The 22738-nt window shown below is 64.1% G+C and carries 14 protein-coding genes; 6 read left to right on the forward strand and 8 right to left on the reverse strand.

Annotated elements, in window-relative coordinates:
* Positions 1–190: 190 nt before the first annotated feature.
* The 4 genes from CDV44_RS16535 to CDV44_RS16550 all read left to right on the forward strand — a co-directional run bounded on the left by CDV44_RS16535 (position 191) and on the right by CDV44_RS16550 (position 4830).
* Positions 191–1342 carry a site-specific integrase gene (locus CDV44_RS16535; protein WP_249277591.1) on the forward strand — a complete coding sequence of 384 codons (1152 nt, stop codon included), beginning with the start codon at positions 191–193 and terminating at the stop codon, positions 1340–1342.
* A 193-nt stretch (positions 1343–1535) separates the two neighbouring features.
* Positions 1536–2657, forward strand: coding sequence for a nitronate monooxygenase family protein (locus tag CDV44_RS16540; RefSeq protein WP_087689005.1), 1122 nt, complete (start codon positions 1536–1538; stop codon positions 2655–2657).
* A 14-nt stretch (positions 2658–2671) separates the two neighbouring features.
* On the forward strand, positions 2672–3775 hold the full coding sequence (locus CDV44_RS16545; protein ID WP_087689006.1) for a nitronate monooxygenase family protein: 1104 nt from the start codon (positions 2672–2674) through the stop codon (positions 3773–3775).
* A 68-nt stretch (positions 3776–3843) separates the two neighbouring features.
* Entirely contained in the window at positions 3844–4830 is a 987-nt protein-coding gene (locus CDV44_RS16550; protein WP_087689007.1) for an MDR family oxidoreductase, read from the forward strand.
* Positions 4831–4920: 90 nt separating this feature from the next.
* On the opposite strand, the gene CDV44_RS16555 is transcribed toward CDV44_RS16550, so the two are convergent.
* The 8 genes from CDV44_RS16555 to CDV44_RS16590 all read right to left on the reverse strand — a co-directional run bounded on the left by CDV44_RS16555 (position 4921) and on the right by CDV44_RS16590 (position 20127).
* Positions 4921–5643, reverse strand: coding sequence for an ABC transporter ATP-binding protein (locus tag CDV44_RS16555; RefSeq protein WP_087689008.1), 723 nt, complete (start codon positions 5641–5643; stop codon positions 4921–4923).
* A gap of 75 nt (positions 5644–5718) precedes the next feature.
* Entirely contained in the window at positions 5719–7653 is a 1935-nt protein-coding gene (locus CDV44_RS16560) for an ATP-binding cassette domain-containing protein (RefSeq protein ID WP_087689121.1), read from the reverse strand.
* A gap of 56 nt (positions 7654–7709) precedes the next feature.
* Positions 7710–8588 (reverse strand): branched-chain amino acid ABC transporter permease, encoded by an 879-nt coding sequence (locus CDV44_RS16565; RefSeq protein WP_058378854.1) that lies wholly within the window; start codon positions 8586–8588, stop codon positions 7710–7712.
* A 227-nt stretch (positions 8589–8815) separates the two neighbouring features.
* Positions 8816–10042, reverse strand: a complete 1227-nt coding sequence (locus CDV44_RS16570; RefSeq protein ID WP_087689009.1) for an ABC transporter substrate-binding protein — start codon at positions 10040–10042, stop codon at positions 8816–8818.
* Positions 10043–10564: 522 nt separating this feature from the next.
* Positions 10565–14410, reverse strand: coding sequence for a DNA translocase FtsK (locus tag CDV44_RS16575; RefSeq protein WP_141118756.1), 3846 nt, complete (start codon positions 14408–14410; stop codon positions 10565–10567).
* Positions 14411–14570: 160 nt separating this feature from the next.
* Positions 14571–15593: a hypothetical protein gene (locus CDV44_RS16580; protein ID WP_087689010.1), complete on the reverse strand. Its 1023-nt coding sequence runs from the start codon at positions 15591–15593 to the stop codon at positions 14571–14573.
* A gap of 437 nt (positions 15594–16030) precedes the next feature.
* The gene (locus CDV44_RS16585) at positions 16031–19048 is read right to left on the reverse strand and encodes a bifunctional diguanylate cyclase/phosphodiesterase (protein WP_087689011.1); all 3018 of its coding nucleotides are present in this window, start codon (positions 19046–19048) and stop codon (positions 16031–16033) included.
* A 224-nt stretch (positions 19049–19272) separates the two neighbouring features.
* A complete protein-coding gene (locus CDV44_RS16590) occupies positions 19273–20127 on the reverse strand; it encodes a hypothetical protein (protein WP_087689012.1) in 855 nt (284 codons plus the stop codon).
* Between the two features lie 345 nt (positions 20128–20472).
* On the opposite strand from CDV44_RS16590, the gene CDV44_RS16595 reads away from it, so the two are divergent.
* Positions 20473–20988, forward strand: a complete 516-nt coding sequence (locus CDV44_RS16595; protein WP_087689013.1) for a MarR family winged helix-turn-helix transcriptional regulator — start codon at positions 20473–20475, stop codon at positions 20986–20988.
* Positions 20989–21160: 172 nt separating this feature from the next.
* The gene (locus CDV44_RS16600; RefSeq protein ID WP_087689014.1) at positions 21161–22699 is read left to right on the forward strand and encodes an MDR family MFS transporter; all 1539 of its coding nucleotides are present in this window, start codon (positions 21161–21163) and stop codon (positions 22697–22699) included.
* Positions 22700–22738 lie beyond the last annotated feature (39 nt).

The raw sequence follows: 22738 nt of genomic DNA on the forward strand, positions 1-22738 counted from the left end.
TGGTTTGGGGCGATAAATCAACGCCATTGCCAAATAACCCACGACAAGGGAACATTATCGCTAGTTATTTCTTACATACGTTATATTTACTACATATTACATATGAAATCATATGTCAGGTAGAAAAATTACCTCTCACACCCCATCCGACGGTGCGCCACCCACGAAATCGAGTCGCCGCGACGCATCTGTGACGGCGGCAGCCTCTCGCCTGCCCGCGCCGCTCGATCCGGCCAAACTCGACGCCGATGCCCGCGATGCGGCCCGCGCCCTCGTCCGCGAAGGCGATTCGCCGAATACGCGCCAAAGCTATCAATCGGCCATGCGGTACTGGTTGCGTTGGTATCGGCTGCGCTATGGGGCCGCTGGCAATGCGGAAATGGCCTCGCAATCGCTTGAGATGTCGCTGCCGTTATCACCCGCCGTCATCGTGCAATTCGTCGTCGATCACGCCATGCATCAAGGCAAACACGGGCTGACGACCGAGATGCCCGCCGCGCTGGACGCCGCGCTCGTCGCCGAAGGTGTCAAGGCACGCCCCGGGCCGCCCGCATTGGCGACGCTGCTGCATCGGGTGAGCGTCATCGCCAAGCTCCACACTTCGCGCGAATTGCCCAACCCCTGCGCGGACCCTGCGGTACGTGAGCTGCTCGCCAAAACGCGCCGCGCCTATGCCAAACGTGGTGTACGCACGGCAAAGAAAGACGCCCTGACGCGCGAGCCGCTGCGCGCCCTGCTGGCAACGTGTGACGATTCGCTGCGCGGCAAACGCGATCGCGCATTGCTGCTCTTCGCTTGGGCCAGCGGCGGCCGCCGGCGCTCGGAAGTCGTGCGCGCGAGCTGCGAGAACTTGCGACGCACCGGACCGGAAAGCTACGTGTTCACACTCGCGTGGTCGAAGACCAACCAGCACGGCGCCGATCTCGCGGAGAACGACAAACCCGTGACGGGTGCCGCCGCCGCCGCGATGACGGATTGGCTGGCGGCCAGCGGTATTGCCGAGGGCGCGATATTTCGGCGAGTGCGGCGGGGCGGTCACGTCGGCGAACCGCTTTCGGAAGCCGCCGTGCGTGACATCGTGCGCGAGCGCTGCCAACTGGCAGGGCTTGAAGGGGACTTCTCTGCGCACTCGCTGCGCTCCGGCTTTGTCACCGAAGCGGCACACCAGCAAGTGCCGTTGGCCGAGACCATGGCGATGACCGGACACACCAGCGTGGCGACGGTCGTCGGCTACTTCCGCCGTGCCGACATGGCACGCTCACGGGCTGCCGACTTGATGGGAGCGCCCGACACGGCGGACGATGCAGCAGATAACAACGCCGACGATTCGCACGACGCCTGACGCCAATCGCAGCGGCCCGCCACCCCGTTATTTCAGACGGGTGGCTGACACAAAGATGTATTTCAGTGGTATCTTTTATCGCGATGGACGTATGCCATAGTGGACATACTCCCTGCTTTGTCGGCTCGACCCCGGTGGCCTCATGGCCGCCGCCCCCAACGACCCCACCGACCATTGAAAGGTGCAGATCGCCATGCGTAGCTCCCTCGCTTCTCACCCGCTCACCGAACGTCTCGGCTTGCTCACCCCGATCATTCAGGCACCCATGGCCGGCACCTCCACGCCCGCACTGGCCGCTGCCGTCTCGAACGCTGGCGGACTCGGTTCGCTGGGCGTAGCGTCGGGGAACGCCGATACCGCCCGCAAAGCCATTCACGACACGCGCGCCCTCACGCGCAAGCCGTTCAACGTCAATCTCTTCTGTCACGCTCCCGCCAAGCTCGACACGTCGCGCGACGCAGCGTGGCTGGCCTATCTCGCCCCCGAGTTCGCCCGCTTCGACGCCACACCGCCCGCCACGCTCAGCGAGATCTATATGAGCTTTGTCGCCGACGATGCCATGTTCGAAATGCTGCTCGAAGAGCGACCGGCTGTCGTCAGCTTCCACTTCGGCCTGCCCTCGCAAGCCAAGATCGATGCGCTGCATGCCGCAGGCATCACGTTGTTCGCCACGGCGACGAATCTGGCCGAAGCGCGCGCGGTTGAAGCCGCCGGTATCGACGCGGTCGTCGCGCAAGGTTATGAAGCCGGTGGCCATCGTGGACGCTTCGAGGATCTTGGCGACCGCGTGACAACGGATGACGAACAGCTGGGCACGCTGGCGCTGGTGCGTCTGCTCGTAACGCATACGTCGCTACCGGTGATTGCGGCCGGCGGCATCATGGACGGCGCGGGTATCGCAGCCGTTCTGGCGCTCGGTGCACAGGCGGCGCAACTCGGCACGGCTTTCGTGGGGTGCCCGGAATCAGCCGCCGATGCCGCGTATCGCGAACGATTGACGAGTGGTCATCCGCCGCGCACTGCGATGATTCGCGCAATCTCCGGCCGCCCGGCGCGGGGTTTCGCCAACCGCCTGCATGAACTTGAAGAAGCGGCCGAGCGGCCGCTGCTCCCCGCCTATCCGGTGACGTACGACGCGGGCAAGGCGCTCAATGCCGCCGCGAAAGCCAAGGGCAACAGCGATTACGCCGCCCAGTGGGCCGGTCAGGCCGCCCCGTTGGCCCGGGCGATGCCCGCAGCAGAACTCGTGGGCGTGTTGCGCGCCGAGCTGCATGAGACGTTCGACGCCCTGCGCGAACTTGCCGAATCCCTTTGAGCGCGGAGTCACGCATGACAACAACACTTCGCCTCACTGAGCGCCTTGGCCTGACGACACCGATCATTCAGGCGCCGATGGCCGTCGCTTCCACACCGGCACTGGCTGCTGCCGTCTCCAACGCCGGTGGCCTTGGCTCTCTGGCCGTCGGTAATATTGACGCCACGGCGGCACGCGACGTCATCCGGCAGACACGCGCACTGACCGACCGCCCCTTCAACGTCAATGTCTTCACGCACGTGCCGGCCAAGGCCGACGCCGCGCGCGAAGCCGCATGGCTCGACTATCTGGCGCCGGAGTTCGCACGATTCGACGCGAAGCCGCCCGCGTCGCTGCGCGAAATCTACCTGAGCTTCGTGGAAGACGTGGCGATGTACGAGATGTTTCTCGAAGAACGCCCCGCCGTCATCAGCTTCCACTTCGGCTTGCCCCCGCAAGACTGGATCGATGCACTGCAAGCGGCGGGCATCGTGCTGTTCGCGAGCGCCACGAACGAAGAGGAAGCCGCCGCCATCGAAGCGGCCGGCATCGATGCCATCGTCGCGCAAGGCTGGGAAGCGGGCGGGCATCGCGGACGCTTCAACGACGAAGGCGACCGTCAGCGCACGCAAGACGAACAGCTGGGCACGTTCGCACTGGTGCGGCGGCTCGTCTCGCTGACGTCGCTGCCGGTGATCGCGACGGGCGGCATCATGGACGGCGCAGGCATTGCCGCCGTGCTCGCACTCGGCGCACAGGCCGCGCAATTGGGCACGGCGTTCTTGCTTTGCCCGGAGTCCAGCGCGGATGCCGCCTATCGCGAAGCGCTCACGCGTAGTGAACCGCCCCGCACCGCGCTGATCCGCGCCATCTCGGGCCGCCCGGCACGCGGGTTCGCGAATCGTTTCTGGGAACTCGAACACGTTGCCGGACGCCCGGCGATTCCCGACTATCCGATTACGTACGATGCCGGCAAGTCGCTCAATGCCGCTGCAAAGGCGCATAAGGACAGCGGCTATGCGGCACAATGGGCCGGACAAGCGGCGCCGCTCGCCCGGGTGTTGCCCGCAGCAGAATTGATCGGCGTACTCACGCGAGAAACCCGCGAAGCGATCACGGCCGCTGCCCGCCTGTCATGAAACGTCGAACGCAGTAACCGACACCCGCAAGTCAGGCAAGTCCCCCTTAGCTTCGGAGACGTCACGGCATGTTCAACGCAATTTTGCTGACGCAATCCGACGGTGCCACACAGGCCGCCGTCACCGCACTGGAAGACGATGCACTCCCTGCCGATGGCGACGTGCTCGTCGCCATCGATTACTCCACCATCAATTACAAGGACGGTCTGGCGATCACCGGCCGCGCACCGGTCGTGCGCCACTGGCCGATGGTCGCAGGCATCGATGGCGCCGGTACGGTGCTCGAATCGTCGCACCCGGCATGGCACAAGGGCGATCGGTTCGTGCTCAATGGCTATGGTGTCGGCGAGACGCACTGGGGATGTCTGGCGCAAAAGGCCCGTCTCAAGGGCGACTGGCTGGTACGCCTGCCCGGGCGCCTGACACCCCGCGATGCGATGGCGATCGGCACCGCCGGCTACACGGCGATGTTGTCGGTGATGGCGCTGGAGCGCAGCGGCGTGTCTCCACGCCATGGGGATGTGCTGGTGACGGGAGCCTCCGGCGGGGTGGGCTCGGTGGCCATCGCGCTACTCAGTTCGCTCGGGTATCGCGTGGTCGCCTCGACCGGCAAACTTCACGAGGCCGACTATCTGAAGACGCTCGGCGCCGCGGAAGTCATCGACCGCAATCTGCTTTCAGCCCCCGGCAAACCGCTTCAGAAAGAGCGCTGGGCCGCCGTGGTCGACTCGGTGGGGTCACACACGCTCGTGAACGCCTGCGCCCAGTTGCGCTATGACGGCGTGGCAACGGCGTGCGGTCTCGCACAAGGCATGGACTTCCCGGCCAACATGGCGCCGTTCATCCTGCGCGGCATTACGCTGCACGGGATCGATAGCGTGATGGCACCGCACGCACTGCGCGAACAAGCCTGGCAGCGTCTGGCGCGCGATCTCGAACCGCAAAAACTCGGGGGCATTTCGCACGACGTCAGCCTGCACGACGCCATCGGCATCGGGCAACGTATCGTGAAGGGGGAAATTCACGGCCGGGTGGTGGTGGACGTGAACCGCTGAAGCAGGCCACTGAAAAGCCAACGAAGCAACGCAGAAACCACCGAAACAGCAAACCAAGCGGGCGGCCCTCACAGGCCGCCCGTTTTTCGTTTAGTGGCCGCCGCCGAGGTACGCCGCGCGCACGGCGTCGTCGTTGCGCAGACTTTCTGCCGGGCCGTGCACCGAGATGCGGCCGTTTTCCAGCACGTAGCCGTAGTCGGCGACGGCCAGCGCCGCTGCCGCGAACTGTTCGACGAGCAACATCGTCACGCCCTCGGACTTGAGGTTGCCGATGATGCGGAACACTTCGTCGACCAGAATCGGCGCGAGGCCCATCGACGGCTCATCGAGCAGCACGATGTCCGGGCGCAGCATCACCGCGCGGGCCATGGCGAGCATCTGCTGCTCGCCGCCCGAAAGCGTACCGGCCAACTGGTTGCGGCGTTCTTTCAGGCGTGGGAACAGATCCATCGCGCGGTCGAGGTCGGCCGCCACGTCGCCGCGCGGGCGGCTGCCGGTCAAGCGCGGAAACGCGCCGAGGCGCAGATTATCGGTCACCGACATGGTGGCGAAAACGCGCCGGCCTTCCGGCGAGTGCGCAAGGCCGAGCTTGGCGATGCGATGCGAATCGAGCCCGTCGATACGCTTCTCGCCGAGGGTGATTTCACCGGAGGTCGGCTTGATCATGCCCGACACGGCGCGCATGGTCGTGGTCTTGCCGGCCCCGTTCGAGCCGATCAGCGTGATGACCTGGCCGCCCGGCACATCGATATCGATGCCGTGCAGTACCTGCACTTTGCCGTAGCCGGCTTGCAGATTACGAATGGAAAGCATAGGAGTTCCGTGAGTTCGTGGCTGCCTGATACGTCACGGGCACCGATCCGGCCGGCCCCCGTGACATGGCGCGCGTCAGTGAGTCGTCGTTGCGCCGCCCAGATAGGCTTCGATCACCTTCGGATCGGCCTGAATCTGTGCCGGCAGCCCTTCCGCGATTTTCTGCCCGAAGTCGAGCACGGACACCGTCTGGCACGTGCTCATGACCACGTCCATGTGGTGCTCGATCAGGATGACCGTAATGCCGTGGTCGCGGATCTTGCGAATGATCGTGAGCAACTCGCGAATATCGGGTGCCGTAAGCCCCGCCGCCGGCTCGTCGAGCAACAGCAAGCGCGGATCCAGCGCCAGTGCCCGTGCGATCTCCAGCAGACGCTGCTTGCCGTATGGCAGATTGCGCGCTTCCTCGTCGGCCAGCGGTGCCAGCCCCACGAACTCCAGCAGCCGCATCGCCCGTGCACGTGCCCCGCCTTCTTCGCGCTTGTAACGCGGCAGTCGCAACGACACATCGACCAGTGTCGAGCCGAACGTGTGATGCAACCCCACAAGCACGTTTTCGAGCGCCGTCATTTCGCCGAACAACTGCACGTTCTGGAACGTGCGTGCCACGCCCGAGAGCGCGATGTCTGCCGACGTACGCCCGGCCAGCGACTGCCCGGCGAACTCGATGCTGCCGGCCGTGGGCACGTAAATGCCCGTGAGCACGTTCATCATCGTGCTCTTGCCCGAGCCGTTGGGGCCGATCAAGCCGTGAATCGTGCCACGCTTGACCGTCAGGTCCACCTGATTGAGCGCCTTGAGACCGTCGAACTGCATGAGCAGCTGGCGCACCTTGAGCAACTCTTCCGGGCCGCTCGCGGCGGCCGCCAGTACCGGATCGGTGGTGCTCCCGGCGCCTTCGTCGATCTGCGCCGCCGACACCGTACTTGCCCGGCGGCGATTCATGACCTTGGCACGCAGGAAGCCAACGATGCCATCGGGCAGGTAGTACACGACGAACAGAATCATCAGACCGAAAATCGTCAGACGCCAGTCGGTGATGTTGTCGCGCCACCAGGTCACACTCGCCAGTGCGATCGTGCCGACGATCGGCACGGCGGCTTTGGCGAGGCTCGTGCGTCCGCGTGCGATGGCGGTGACGGCGACACCCGTGGTCACCACGGCGATGGCGGTGGCCACGATACGGAAGGTCGCGATGTCATCGAGCAACTGCGGCAGCAGCACGATGATGGCCGCCCCCAGCAGCGAGCCGCTGCGCGTCTTGCGACCGCCCATGATCACGGCGAGCAGGAACAGAATCGTCAACTCGAAGTTGTACGTGTTCGGCGAAATGTACTGCTCGGAGTAGGCATAGAGGCTGCCTGCGAGCCCGGCGAAACCGGCGCTGATCACGAACGCATACACCTTGTAGCGATACACCGACACACCCATACAGTCCGACGCCACCGGCGAATCGCGCAGTGCCTCGAAGGCACGGCCAAGGTGCGACTTCAGGATGCGATGCGCCACCAGCATGCTCAGCAGCAGCAATACCGCCACCAGCCAGTAGTACTCGACTTCATCCATCGGGTGCCCGCCGATGAGCGGCTTGGTGAGCTTGATGCCGAGCGGCCCCGAGGTGAGGAAGTCCATCTCGTTGATGAGAATCTGGATGATGGTGCCGAACGCCAGCGTCACCATGGCCAGATACGGCCCGATCACCCGCAGTGCAGGCAACGCGAGAATTGCGCCGAACGCGGCCGTGACCAGAATGGCCGCCGGCAGTGCCAGCCAGAGCGAGAGCCCGAGCTTGGCGAAGAACACGCCCGCCACATAGGCGCCGATACCGAACAGGCCGGCGTGGCCCAACGATACCTGCCCCGTGTAGCCCACGACGATATCCAGCCCGAAGAGCAGGATCGCGTAGATCATGATCGTCTCGATCATGTGGATGTAATACGGGTTGCCGACGGCGAGCGGAAAGCCGAACAGCGCGAGAATGCCGACGATGCCCGCGAGCTTCGCGGTCATGCGCAGGCCGCCGAGATCGCCGGCCTCGCGGGAGGTGGTGGTCTGTGCGGTCATGGTTACACCTTCTTGATCGCGGTCTTGCCGAACAGGCCCGCCGGCTTCACGGCCAGAACGAGCAACAGCAGCACGAGGCCCGGCACATCTTTGTAGCCGGTCGACACATAAAACGCCGTGGTCGTCTCGGCAATGCCGAGAATCAGACCACCGACGAGCACGCCCATCCCGCTCGACAACCCGCCGATGATCGCCACCGCGAACGCCTTCAGGCCGAGGACCGCGCCCATCGTGGCACCGGTGAGCGTGAGCGGCGCGACGAGCACGCCCGCAAACGCGGCGGCCATCGACGACAGCGCGTACGAGAACGTAATGACGAGACTCGTGTTGATCCCCATCAGGCCGGCCGCGTCGCGGTCGTTGGCCGTGGCCACCACGGCCTTGCCGTAGATCGAGCGGCGGTTGAACAGCTCGACGGCCGCCATCATCAGCAGTGCGCCGACGACGACCAGCATTTCCATGGGCAACACGTTGGCGCCCAGCACGCTGACGGGGGCTTCGGGCAACGGCGACGGGAATTTCAGATCGTCACGGCCCCAGACGTTTTCCGCCACGTTGCGGAAGATGATGCCCAGCGCAATGGTGGACATGATCCAGCCGAATTCGGATTTGATGCGTAAGGCGGGTTTCACGCCGATGCGCTCGACGAACGCGCCCTGCACGAGGCCGAACAGGCACACGATCGGGATCATCAGCCAGTAATTGAGACCAAGGGTGTCGACCAGGGTAAGGCCGACCAGCGCGCCGAGCATCAGCGCTTCGCCCTGGCCGAAGTTCAGGGTGCCGGACGTCGCAAACGTCAGTTGGTAACCGAAGGCGATCACGGCGTAGATCATCCCCAGCGCGATGCCGCTGAAGATGAGTTGAATCAGGATGGTCATGCGGTCCTCTCTCGCGAGTGCGAGCCTACGAGTGATGCACGGGAGGCATACGGATCACGAGCCTCACGCCGGTCCCGAGTGCCGGCGGCAGGCCGCGGGTGTGGCAACGGCGCGCGCGCCAGACCGTTTGCCCGTGTGTTCCCCGTGGGCTTGGGTCGTGGACGGCGCGCGCCGTGGGTCACCCGTCAGGGCTGCATCTGGGTGCAGCCTGTCGAGCACAGGCAGGCTTACTTGCCAGCCACCTTCTCGCGGACCTTGCTGCCGGCCTTCAGGTCGGTGTCGTAGGCATACACGACGCGGCCGCCCTTCACTTCGCCGAACACCGGAATGTTGGCCGTGATGGCGTCGTGGTCGTCATGCGAGAACGGACGGTCGTAGGTCGTGACCACGCCTTCCACCGGTGCCTTCAGGTCTTCCAGTGCGGCACGCACCTTCGGGCCATCGGTGCCGCCGGCTTGCTTGATGGCAGCGGCCAGCAGGTAGACCGAGTCGTAGCCTTGCGCTGCCGAGACCGCCGAGTCGATGCGGTTGTTCTTCGGCTTGAACATGGCCAGATAGGCGTCGATGAAGGCCTTGCGCTTGGGCGTGTTCGGCTCCTGAATGAACGTCTGCGGCATGCGGGCGCCTTCGCCGTTCGCACCCGAGTTGTCGATGTAGTTCGCCATCGCGAGCGTCCAGCTGCCGATGATCGGCAGCTTCCAGCCGAGCTTGGCCATGCCGTTGGCGATCTGCGCCAGTTCCGGGCCAATGCCGTAGGTCAGGATCACGTCGGCGCCGGCCTGTTTGGCCTTGAGCAACTGCGCCGTCATGTCGACGTCCTTGATGTTGAACTTCTCTTCGGCGACCGGCTTGATGCCCTTCGCGGCGAGTGCCTTTTCCAGATCCTCACGGCCGAGCTGACCGTAGTTGGTCGAGTCCGCCAGAATGGCCGGCTTCTTGAAACCACGGCGCGTGATCGCTTCTTCCACGATCATCGGGGCCTGAATGCTGTCCTTGGCGGCGTTACGGAAGACGTAGTTGTCGGGATACTGCGGGGCCTTGAACTGGTCGGTGATCACCGTGCCCGTGGCCACGTTGTTGAACACCGGAATTTTGGCGTCCTGATAAAAACGCTGCGAGGCGAGTGCAACGCCGGTGTTGATGTAACCGACGGTGGCAACGACCTTTTCCTTGTTGATGAGCTCTTGGGCGATTTGCACGCCGCGCTCGTTCTTGGCTTCGTCGTCGCGCTCGACCAGCACGATCTGGCGGCCCAGCACACCGCCCGACTTGTTGATTTCGGCAGCCGCCAGGCGCACGCCGTCACGCATGGACACGCCCATCGACGACGAACCGCCGGTGAACGGCCCGGACACGCCGAGCTTGATCGGGTCGGCGGCGATGGCCAGCGATGCGGTAGTAGCGGAGATGGCGAACGCGACAGCGCCTGCCATGAGCTTGAATCGGAATTGCATAAGGGTCTCCTTCGGTGCGATGCGTTTCGATATGACGCTTTCTTTCGGCGCTTATCCATGTCGCAGGCCCTGCCGTGGGAGGCGCGATTCACGAGTTCGTTCTGACCCCGCCGCACCGCCCCGGTCTTGTAATTTCGTGTCAGGGCGATACCGTAAAGCACGCTTCGAACGACCAACCTAGCGGGCCGATTATGTGACCCCTGAGTTTTGCCCGCAAAGACGGGAATACCCCTACGGTGATGCGGGTTTGCGCGAAGCAAGCCCCATTTCATGCGGGTTTCGAAGGGGTTTTCTTTTGTACGCCATGTACGGCGCGTGTCCGCAAGTCAGAACGGAGTGCGAAAGAATTCGACTCGGATGACGGGTCGTAAGGGAGTTGTAAGGGACGGCGATTAGCAGCGTGCTTTCACGACGCGCGTGAACGCTTTTTTGCACCGGATACGGGCACGAGGGCGAGGTGAGGAGATGTGCGATGCAACAGATGCGCTCGCGCAGAGCGCATCTGTTGCAAGATCGGGAAGATCAGTCGGTGCCGCCCGGCGCGAGCACTTCGCGTGTGCCGTTGCGGCCCATCGGCGTGACGAGCCCGGCCGCTTCCATCTGCTCGATGAGACGTGCCGCACGGTTGTAGCCGATGCGCAATTGGCGCTGGACTGCGGAGATCGACGCCCGGCGGGTGTTGAGGACGAAGGCCGCGGCTTCGTCGTACAGCGGGTCGGCCTCGGCGTCGGCAGAGGCCTCGCCGAACAGATCGGCCGAGGCGGCATCGGCCGGATCGCCCGCCAGAATCGCTTCGTCGTATTCCGGTTCGCCGTATTGCTGCCAGTGCTGCACGACCCGATGCACTTCGTCGTCGGCCACGAACGCGCCGTGCACCCGTTGCGGGTAGCCGGTGCCCGGCGGCAGGAACAGCATGTCGCCCTGCCCCAGCAGCGATTCGGCACCCATCTGGTCGAGAATGGTGCGCGAATCGATCTTCGACGACACCTGAAACGCGACCCGCGTGGGAATGTTGGCCTTGATCAGACCGGTGATGACATCCACCGACGGACGCTGCGTTGCGAGAATCAAGTGAATGCCGGCCGCGCGCGCCTTCTGCGCCAGACGTGCGATCAGCTCTTCGATCTTCTTGCCTGCGACCATCATCAGGTCGGCCAGCTCGTCGATCACCACGACGATGAACGGCAGGCGATCGAGCGGTTCGGGCGCGTCCGGTGTGAGCGAGAACGGGTTGCTGACCTTTTGGCCTGCGGCGTGCGCGTTGGCGATCTTTTCGTTGTAACCGGCCAGATTGCGCACGCCCAGTGCGGACATCAGGCGGTAGCGTTTTTCCATCTCGCCGACGCACCAGTTCAGCGCGTGGGCGGCCTGCTTCATGTCGGTCACCACCGGCGCGAGCAGGTGCGGAATGCCGCCATAGACCGACAGTTCCAGCATCTTCGGGTCGATCATGATGAGCCGCACGTCGTCCGGTGTCGCCTTGTACAGCAGCGAAAGGATCATGGCGTTGACCGCCACCGACTTGCCCGAACCGGTCGTGCCTGCCACCAGCAAGTGCGGCGCACGTGCCAGATCGGTGACGACGGGCTCACCCGTGATGTCCTTGCCCATCGCCAGCGCGAGGCGCGACGGATGGGCGTCAAATACCGGCGCGGCCAGAATCTCGGACAGGCGGATCATCTGACGCTTGGCGTTGGGCAATTCGAGGCCCATGCACGTCTTGCCCGGAATCGTTTCGACGACACGAATCGACGTCACACCCAATGCGCGCGCCAGATCCTTCATCAACCCGACCACCTGCGCACCGCGCACGCCCACAGCCGGTTCGACTTCGAAGCGCGTAATCACCGGCCCGGCCGATGCACCGACCACCGTCACCGGCACCTTGAATTCGGCCAGCCGTTGTTCGATCAGCTGACTGACGGCCGCGAGCGCTTCTTCGGAGATTTCATGCGCCACATCGGTCACGGCGACCGCGGGCGTCAGTTCGTCAAGCGACGGCAGATCGTAATCGACGGCCACACGCGGCGGGGGTGTTTCGTACGGCGTGTCGTCCGTGAAATTGGCTTGGGGCGGCTCGACGGGCGGCCGCGCCGCGAAGTTCGCAAACGACGGGATGGCGGGTGCCGAAGCAAAGCTCGGCACCACCACCGGAGGAATCGTCGGCGACGCGGCCTGATAAGGGGTATGGGTGACCTGCGGCAACGCTTGCCAGTCGTCGGCGGCGGCATCGTCCACACGATCGACGTCAGGCGGTCCCACGTCAAACGGCGGCTCGCTGTCTGCGTCAGCAGCATCCGTGCGCGCCCAAGTGCCGTCGGCGCGCAAGACGTAATGCGGCTTGTGCTGCGTGTCGCTCAGGTCGTCGTCATCGGGCGGCATGGTGATGTCCGGCGGCGCGACGAGTGCTTCGACGGCACTCCCCTCCCCTTCGAGGGCGGTGTCCGTGTTGATGGTGGTGCTTATGCCGCCAGCGCCGATGTGGTCGTCCCGGTCGTAAGTCGTTTCAACGCTCGCCAATACGTCAGCGAACACGAATGAACGACGCGGCGTGACTGACACCGGCAAGGGCAAAGGCGATACCGCGTCTTGTGCCGTGATCGATGCGTCCATCGCCCGCTCGGGTTCAGGCGCAACCGCCTGCTCCACCGGCATCGCCGGCGCGGCTGCCTCATGCGCTACGTCGGCAGGCGGCTGCGGCACGGCGTCCGGCACGCTCTGGGCAATCGCTTGTGGCGCGTCGCCCGACGACCACGAGCGCAGGTCGCGCAGCAGCGCTTCGGCCTCTTCGCGCAAGTCGGCCAGTGCCTGTTGACGCGCGACCTCGGCGGCGCGGGCGGCGACCTCGCGGGCGATCATTTCCGGCGTAGGACCCGGCGGCACCTCGGGGACATCGGGGAGTTCGCTGGACGTGTCGGCCGACGCGATACCGTCGGTATGTGAAAACGACGGCAGCGGAGAAAATTCGGAGAAGTCGGCAGTGATCGGCGTCGCCGCATGCGAAGCCGACCAGGACGCCGCGCCCTGCATGGTGGGTGCGGCGGCGACCGGGGCAGCGATGATTGCCTTCGGCAGCGACGACACTGGCGTGGGCGCAGGGGCGGCCATGGGAGCCGACACGGGTGTCGCCGTTGACGACACTGGCGCCGATGCATCCACCGCGCGCGATCCCGGCAACGCATTGCCCTGACTCACCACCGGCGCCGGTTGGGCGCCACGCGGTGGCATATCTTCTAGACCGAGTTGCGGCTTGCGGAAGGGACTGCGCACGATCGTGCCGCGCAAGTGCGCCGGCGCCGTGCCGACCGGGCGGCGATACGCGGCCGTGCCGGCAATCGACGTGGAGTGCAATGCCGCCTCGGTGGCAGCAACGGACGACGCCGGTGTAACCGCAGCGGTCGCCGTGGTTGTTTTTGCCGTCGACGCAGGGGAACGTGTCGCGCCGGGCAATGGTGCCGGACGTCCCTGTCCTTGTCCTTGAGCTTGCGCTTGCGCCCCCGGTTCGGTGCGCACGAATTCCGTCATGCGAAGCGTATCGCCCCGGCTGGTCCCGGCGGCATAGGCACCGCGCGGCAATACCGCTCGGGTACCGCCCGCAGCGGTTGGCCGGAACGACGGCTCGGCGCGACCGGCACCGCGCACCGTCGGGGGCGGCGGCTGCATGGCGTCAAGCCGCGCACGCTCTTCGTCGGAAAGTTTCCAGGGCGGTTGCGCCGAGAGTCCACGGCGGCGCGGCACGAGTTCTTCGGTCAGGCTGCCAACGTTGTGATGGCCCTGCCCCACCGTCGGCGTGAAGCGCTCGGCACGCTCGCTGCGATCGACGCGATCACTACGCTCCGGCACGTCGAACGACATTTGCGACAGCCCCCGGGTCGGTTCACTGCGCGTGCCGTAGCCGCTCTCGTGACGTGTGTCCGCACGGGAATCACCGCCAAAACCAAAACGGCTGCCAAAATGGCTTCCCAAACGACTGCCGAAACGCGAACCCTGCGGAACGTCGCTCTCCTCATCGTCTTCTGCGCTGCCCGAACCGGTGCGCGCAAACATGCCCCACCAAGTGGTGCCGAAGACAAGCGGGAGGGAGAACAACAGGACAAAGCCGGCGACGCCCATGGCGAGCGTGCCGCCAAGCGTGACTTGCAAAGCGTGGGAGAACGATTGGCCGATGCTGCCACCGGCACTGGGATTGTCGCCGCCGGTCAGTGCGGCAAGCGTCGCGCTCGACACCATGGCGAGCGGAACGCCGAGGAGCATGCGCAGGGTGCCGGGGCCGAAGAGTCGTATCTCACCGCCAAGCAGACCCCGCACGCCAGGCCAGCACAACGCCAGCAACCAAAACGTCGACAGTCCGAACCAGCCAAACCCCATAATCGCTCGTGCTTCAGGAAAACCCGGAGAGCGATTGTAGCAGGTAGACCGTGATGTGGCGGCCTTCTTGGCCCAATTGCGACACGATTATGTCACTGCGGTGACATGGCGGCGGTGCAGCGCGGGAGCCCCCCGCGCCGAACGCCATTCAGACATTGCGTTATTTGTGACCGTGGGTCCCCGTCGGACGGAACGTCGGCGTTGCCGGCACCCCCGCCACGTCGGTGAGCGACGCCGGCACGACATCCCCCGGCACCACCAGACTGAGGTTGCGACGGCGCAGCGAGCGCCAGTCGACCTTGGCGAAAATCTCGTCACCGAGCGCACTCTCGCGAGACAGATTCTCCACGCGAACGCCACGCGAGCGCAGCACTTGCGACGCCTGCCGGAATGACGGCTCGATCAGATCGGCAAATTCCGCGTCGAGGCGCGTCGGTGCGCGCGACTGCATCGTTTCGTAGAAACGCGGCGTCTGTGCGGCATCGCGCAGGTCGACGCCATGCAGATACAGTTCGGAGAAACCGAGCCACGTCGCCACTTGCAGCGCGAAGTACGCCACCGTGCCACCGTGGAAGAATCCGTTGTCGATGTCGAAGCTGTAGCCCAGATGGCCATCGTCGCCGAAGAACGCGGCACTGGCGGCCACGCGCGGGTCGGCGCGCAAGGCGGCAGGCGTGCGCACCGCTTCCATGCCGCGCTTGAAGATGTCATCGACCAAATAGAAGCGGCAGCCGAATGCCGACATCGGATAGGTTTCGAGCAGACGGGCCAACACCACCGGCGTGACGAACAGCACGAGGTCACGCGCCACGATGCGGCGCGCCAGATCCGGGCGCTGGCGGACAAACCCCGCATCGAGCAGGCAGTAGTAATTGAATTTCACCGGTGCGCGGTCGACCAGCGCAATCGCCCCGTTCACGCCCATGACGTGATGCATCGGCAGCGCGTTGTAGTCAATGTCGGCCACCGACGGGCCGCTCGCGACGATGTGGCAAGGCAGCCGGCGCAGTTGCTGCAACTCGGCGCGGCGCGCCAGCGGCACGTTGCGGCCCCGCCACGTGAAGCGCTCGATAACACCTGTCGCGTCGCGCACGATCTGCGCGTGCGGCCACAGGCGCTCGTTGTGCCGCCACTTCGCAGCATGGCTGTGACGGTACAGAAGTTTGAGCAGTGTCGAAATCATTGTCGTTTTTTTGGTTAGGTCTACTAGTCGCGCCGCGCACATCTCGTGGATGCACATGGTCCTAACCCCGTTGCCTCTCGCGCGTCGATCGTGTCGCCAATCGCCGGTGCCGTCCTACTCCGCGCTCACCCCCGCCCGCAGAAACCGCCACCGATGAACCGGATTTGTCTCCGGTCGCGTCGATGAACAAATTCTGCCACCCGTTCTTTACGCGGGACAAGATTTATCCCAAGTGGAATTCTTACGACGAGTTACGTCCTGATGACGATTTTGTGGAGGTCACTTGACAGCGCAAAGCCCCATTCTGCCGGGCTTGCGCGGGAATCGACACGTTCAGATAGGCGCCGAAATGAAACTTCGCGGAAATAAATCATTGCGCGGAATACGTGCAATCCGGCAGGCAGAAATACTTCATACGACCGTAGGGGGAACAGACCCTAGTGCAGCGCAGTGCTGCCGCGCTCGCTCGGGTAGTAGGCCTGACCCAGCTCGACGAGCAAGGCGGCCAGTTGCGGGTCGCGCACGAAACTCGCGGCCGATTCGGCGGCAAGTATCGCCTCTGGCGTCTGCGGACGTGCAATCAGGAAGCCCTGCACGTAGTCGACGCCCAGCTCGGAGAGTGCTTCGAGCGTGGCGGCATCTTCCACCCATTCGGCCACGCTGCGAATGCCGAGATTCTTGGCCAGCGCCACGATCGCCTCGACGATGGCCAGATTGGCCGGGTGAGCCGCCATGCTCTTGACGAAGGCACCGTCGATTTTGATCGCGTCGACGGCCAGATCCTTGAGATACGAGAAAGAACTGAAGCCCGCGCCAAAGTCATCGAGCGCGATACGCCCGCCCATCTGGTGGATGCGGTCGACAAAGCGGCGCGTATTGTCCAGATCGTGGAGCGCCACGGTCTCGGTAATCTCGATGCACAACAGACCGACTGCTCGCTCGTGGGCCGCCAGCGTCGCAAAAATATCGCGAATGAAATGCTCGTCGTTGAGCGACGCGCCTGACAAGTTCACGCACACGAACTGTGTCTTTGACAGCCGCTCACGGTGCGAGTCGATCCACGTGAGCGTGTTCGTGAGCACCCATTTGTCGATCATGCCGATCGTGCCGTTCTCTTCCGCCGCGCTGATGATGCGTGAGGCCGGCACGATATTGCCCTCGCCGTCGCGCATGCGCAGCAGCACTTCGAAGTTGAGCGAGCCGCTGGGCGCAGCCATCTCCATGATCGGCTGCATTTCCAGAAAGAGCGTGTTGGGCGTCAAGCCCGCATCCAAGGCGTCGATGAGGCGCAATTCGGCCAGCCGTTCGCGAAACGCCGCTGCGCCGCGCTCGTAGACCACCAATTCACGCCGGCTCTTCTTGGCTTCGCGGCAAGCACGGTCTGCCGACGAAATCGCGTCGGGCACACGCATGTCGGTGGTCAGCTCGATCACCCCTGCCGACGCGCGTACCTGAAACGCGCGCTCGCCAATCTGGTACGGCTCGCCGGCAATCGCGTCGACCAGCCGGCGCGCCACGGCGGCCGCTTCCTTGATGGTGGCGTCGCGAAACACCACGATGAATTCGTCGCCACCGGTTCGCCCGACACTCTGGTCGGCCGACAGGCGCGAGCGCATCCGGTCGCATGCCTGACGCAAGACTTCATCGCCGGACGCATGGCCGAACAAATCGTTGACGAGCTTAAAGCGGTCCAGATCGAGATAGGCCAGCGCCGCGGGGCGAGCGTCCGAGAGCGTGCGAATTGCCTCTCCCAGCGACTTCTCGATGCCGCGCCGGTTCGAGACACCGGTGAGCGGGTCGTTCTCGGCCAAATATCGCAATTGCTCCATCGTCCGCGCGCGCTCGGTGATGTCTTGCAACGAGCCCTCGATCCGACTGTCCGCGAAGATCGCCTTGACCAGATATCGGCTCGTACGGCCGTCGTCGCGCGGCAACGACAGGATTTCCAGCTCCGATTCGTCGCTATGCTGCGCAACGTCGAGCAACATGCGCCAGGTGTTCTGGCCGAAGAACTGATCCCAGCGGTACGTGCGGCCCTCGGTGCCCGGAATACCGAGCATCGTATGCAGCGCGGCATTGCCCCGCACGAACGTGCCCTGATCGTTGAGCGTGAAGAGACCGACCGGCGTCACGTCGTACGCATTGCGCAGTTCTGCCTGCGCTTCCAGCTTGCCCTGATGCTCGGCGCGCATCTGCTCGGCAATCGCCAGCGCCGCCATCAGACTCGAGAACAGCGCCGCCGTCACGCTGTTGAGCGCGGTCGACAGGGCCCGCGCGTTGAACGCAGCGGCAATCACTTCGGAGAAGGTCGCAAAGAGCACGATGGCCAGCGACGCGCTGTACCAGATCGCGACCCGCGAGCGTGTGGCCACGAGAATGCGCACCAGCAGGAACAGCACAATCGCGATACCGAGCGCCGCCACCGCCCACAGCACGGGGATGAAGTGCGCATACGGCAGCGCGATGGCCGCGCAGCAAAGCACGACACCCGCCCACTGAAGAATCATCACGAGCCACTTCATGCCGACGCGGCGCAACTCTCGCTTGAAGAGTTGCGTGAAGAGCGAATACGTGAGGACGTAATAGATGGCGAATGTCGCCTTGCGCACCAGCGCGTCCCACTCGGTGGGGATCGCGCGCTCCAGCCATTGCGTGTCGGCCCCGAGCGAGTTCGCGGCAAGACGCAAGTTGCCGATCAGCCACGCCGCAAACAGCACGTACAGCCATTCCTTGTTGATGATGGCCGTGACGAGCACGAACGCCGAGAGCGTCAGCAAGCCGCCTTCGAGCAGCCCGTTACTGCGATGGAATTCCTTCTCGGAGATACGAAGTTCACTGGCTGGCCACGCGACGAGCGACAGATGGGCCGGGCCTGAGAAAGTGCCTTCGCAAAGCAGTGTGACTGGCGCGGTCAATGGTCCCAAATCGATGGCGAAACCGGCCTTCGACACACGAAACGCGCCACTCACATCGCTGCGATCGGCGCGGCCGATGGCCGGGGCGTCCGGATTGCGCCAGCAGGCCAACGTCTGCGCGTGGCGTGAAGGGAATTCGATGACGGTGTGTTGCGCGTCGTCTACCGGTGGCACGGTGACGCGAAACCATACCGGCGTCTCAGACAAATGCGTGCTGTATTGATCGACGTTCGGTGTGCGCTCAAGCGCGCTCTGCACCATCGGCGGCGCCAACGTCGCGGGCAGATCGCCCAGTGCCTGGAAAGCGAGCGGCGTCGCGCCGCGCACGGCATATTGACTGTCCTGAAACAGCAACACGATGCCCGAGACCAGCATGATCGCGACGGGCACGGCATACAGCGATACGGTGCGAAACAGTTCGTCGAGACGCGCCGTCACGCGCCAACGCCGCCGCGGGCTGCCAAAATTGGCCAGCTCGTCGGCAAGATCGTTCGCATTGTGGCCGTGATTGTCACGCTCGTTGCCGAGATCCCCCGCCATATGCCTTTTGTGCCCTTATTTCGTTAGTCGCCCCCGCGTGGTACGCCGGGCAAGGCGAACCCCAGAGGGGCCCGTCTTGCCGGCCGGGTGGGCCCCTGTCCCATGCCAAGCCCTGGATAGGGCCGGCACGGGCAGGCGTCTCACACCCGTACTGCTCGTCACCGCCGGCAGGTTCGACATCGCGTCGTTCACACGCCGGGGCAACGTTAGTTGAAATAACGGCATTACACCGCCAGGCTGTAGCCTGCTGGTACGCATCCTACCGCGTCGGCACCAAAAGATAAATCCCGCAAATGCGCGCCAACACTGGCTTCGCCCGGTGCTGACCGGTCAAACGCGACCGGTGCATCCATGGCAGGCATGCCCAGACGCAAGTCCGGATGATGCGTCAGGCACATGTAGCCGAACAACGGATGGCCTGCCGCTTGCCAGCGCGTACGGGCATTGGCGACATCCAGCGCCAGCACGCGGTGACCGATGCCGCCTACATGCGCCATCGGAATGAGCGCCTGCGACGGGAACACATCGACGAACATCAGCGCTTCGTACTGACGATGCAACGGCGGACGCGCGGTGATCACCATCCAGTCGATACGCGAAAGCAGGCAGTACTGATAGAACGCCTTGAAGAGCGCGGTCTTCACTGCCCGGCCCACCGGGCCCGCCACCACACCCAGACGGGTCGCTTCGGCGAGTGCTGCATCGCCGAGCCAGTCCGGCAACGGTGCCGAGTCCTCCAGATGCAACGCCTGATAGCGGTTGGTCTGGATGCGCATCGTGCCGATGACCGCACCGTCCAGACGGGCACGGGCCACGAGCACGATGGAGCCGGGTTCGCGATCGCTCGTCTCGGGCTCGCTCAGCGTCGCGGCCAGATCCGGGAGATGGCGGCCGTAAGCCGCCTGACGCATGGCGACGGCATCGCGCAGTCCGGATTCGTCACTGGCGATGGTGACGATGAACGGCAGCGATTCTTCGCGCAAATCCGCCTGATTGGCGAAGTTCGCTGCTCCCCGGGCGGGGAAATTGTCGACTTCGGTGATGGAGAGGACGTCGGAAGCTTGTGAAAGGTCAAACATAATTGACACTCCTTAGGGTCAAGAAAGGGCTAGGTGCCACGCTATGGCGGTCGCGCCTAACGCATCGCACCATTCCTTTCTTGTTCCGCCGAAGCAATGTGTCAAGTGCTTATTTTCCTTACACTTTTTACTTTTACTGCGGTTGAGCGCAACGCCGCGCAGCCGCCACCCGCGGAATGCCCGTCGCGCCGGGCAAAACCCGCGAAACGTCCCATGAACGGCCCCGCCGTTCCGTCCGCATGTCACCTATTTGCCACAGTTGCCGTCCTAAGAGAGACTCTGGCAAAATGATAAACCTGTTTACTAATTTGTCTGCCGGCGAAGCCTCGCCGGCGCACGTCCGCCATGCCGAAAATCGATTGGTCGTCCCGCTTCGGCACGCTCGTCCATGACGTGGCCCGGGTGCACTCGCGTCTGTTCGACCGGCGCGCCCGAGGCAATTTCGATCTCACCCGCGCGCAATGCCGCGTGCTGGTGATGCTGCACCGCTACGGTGTACAGACCCAGGCCGAACTGGCCGAACGCATGGAGTTGACGCCCATGGCACTCGTCAGACTGCTCGACCGGCTCAGAGAGAAGGAATTGGTGCGTCGTGAACGCGACCCCAACGACAAGCGCGCTCACCTGCTGTATCTGACCGAGGCATCGGAAGCCAAGATCGACACGATCGTCGCCTTCGCCGGCATGGTCGAGCGCGACGCGATGGCCGACCTCACCCCGGCGGAACGCGCCGAACTCTCGCGCCTGCTCGGCAAAGTGCTGACCAACCTGACGCGCGCGGAGGCGGCCTGCCCGCCCACATCGCCCGTGCCGAAACGCACGGACCGCACGGATCGCACTGACGACGAAACAACGGAATAAGGATTCTTTAAGGAGTTTTGAGAAACCGTGAAGGAGACAGCGCGCCGATGACCTGACGTCGGCGGGCAAGCGCACTGCCAGACGGCCGCTCCCGGCGAACACCCTTGGGACGACGGCAACGCGCAGTGCGACAACAACAATAGGTTCGAAGCATTCCACCCGAGGTAATACCGTGTCTTCCCCGCAAAGCGCCGGCGACGCCAACAAGCATCGCGCGCTGGTCAGTATTTCCGTCATGCTCGCGACGGTGCTGCAAACGCTCGACAGCACCATCGCCAACGTTGCCCTGCCCCACATGCAAGGCAGCCTTTCCGCCTCACAGGACTCGATCACCTGGGTACTGACGTCGTATATCGTCGCGGCCGCCATTGCCACGCCGCTCACCGGTGCGCTCTGTGCACGCTTCGGTCGACGCCGGGTGTTTCTGTGGTCAGTCGCCGGCTTCACCATCGCGTCTGCGCTATGCGGTATGGCGCATTCGCTCACGGAAATCGTGGCGGCGCGCCTGTTTCAGGGCATCTGCGGGGCAGCACTCGTCCCGCTATCGCAAGCGACCATGCTCGACATCAATCCGCCGCACAAACACGGCTCGGCGATGGCGGTATTCGGCATGGGGGTGATGGTCGGACCGATTCTCGGCCCGTCGCTCGGCGGCTGGCTGACCGACAGCTACAACTGGCGCTGGGTGTTCTACATCAACCTGCCGATCGGGTTGATCGCGTTTCTCGGCATCGCCGCGTATCTGAAAGAGCCACCCGAAGCGAAGGCCGGAAAATTCGATGCGCTGGGCTTCGTCACACTCGGGCTGGCGATTGGGCTACTGCAATTGCTGCTCGACCGGGGTGAGCAGCAAGACTGGCTGAATTCGACCGAGATCTGGCTGGAGATGCTCGGCGCGATCATCTGCTTCGCCTATTTCATCGTGCACACATGGACCGCCGACGAGAACTCGTTCTTCAACCGGGCCTTGCTGCGCGACCGCAACTTCAATACCGGCATCATCTACATCTTCGTCGTCGGGATCATTCTTTACGCCACGCGCGCGTTGCTCCCGCCGATGCTGCAAAGCCTGTTCGGCTATCCGGCCATTCTGACCGGGCTGGTCACGGCGCCGTCCGGCGCGGGCACGATGGCCGCGATGCTGATCGTCGGGCGCCTCGTGGGCAAAGTGGACGTGCGTTATCTGCTCGGCTTCGGCTTCGCGCTCACCGCCTATTCGCTTTACATGATGGCCGGGTACACGACGACACTCAGTCCGTCGGACATCGTCTGGCCGGGCGTCATTCAGGGCTTCGGGCTGGGGTTCGTGTTCGTGCCGCTCACCACTGTCACGTTCGCGACGCTACCGGGTGCACTGCGTGCCGACGGGGCGGCGATTTACAGCCTGTCGCGCAACATCGGCAGCAGTATCGGTATTTCTGTCGTACAGACGCTGCTCACGCAAAACACGCAGGTCAATCACGCGGTGCTCTCCGAACACATCACACCGTTCACACAGGGACTGGAATCGTACGCACAAACGTATGGATCGGCGGCCATCGCCGCCCTCAATGCCGAAGTCACCCGGCAGGCGGCGATGATCGCCTATCTGGATGACTTCAAGCTGATGATGATTCTCACGCTGCTGGTCATGCCGCTATTGCTGTTTATTCGCATGAAGAAGAAGCAGCCGGGCGAAGTCGAGGAAATGGTGCACGTGGCGGCAGATTGAGCGGAACCGCTTCGATCACGTGCGCCTGCATTAGGGCAT

The organism is Pandoraea sp. PE-S2R-1 (assembly GCF_002179865.1).
GTDB lineage: Bacteria > Pseudomonadota > Gammaproteobacteria > Burkholderiales > Burkholderiaceae > Pandoraea.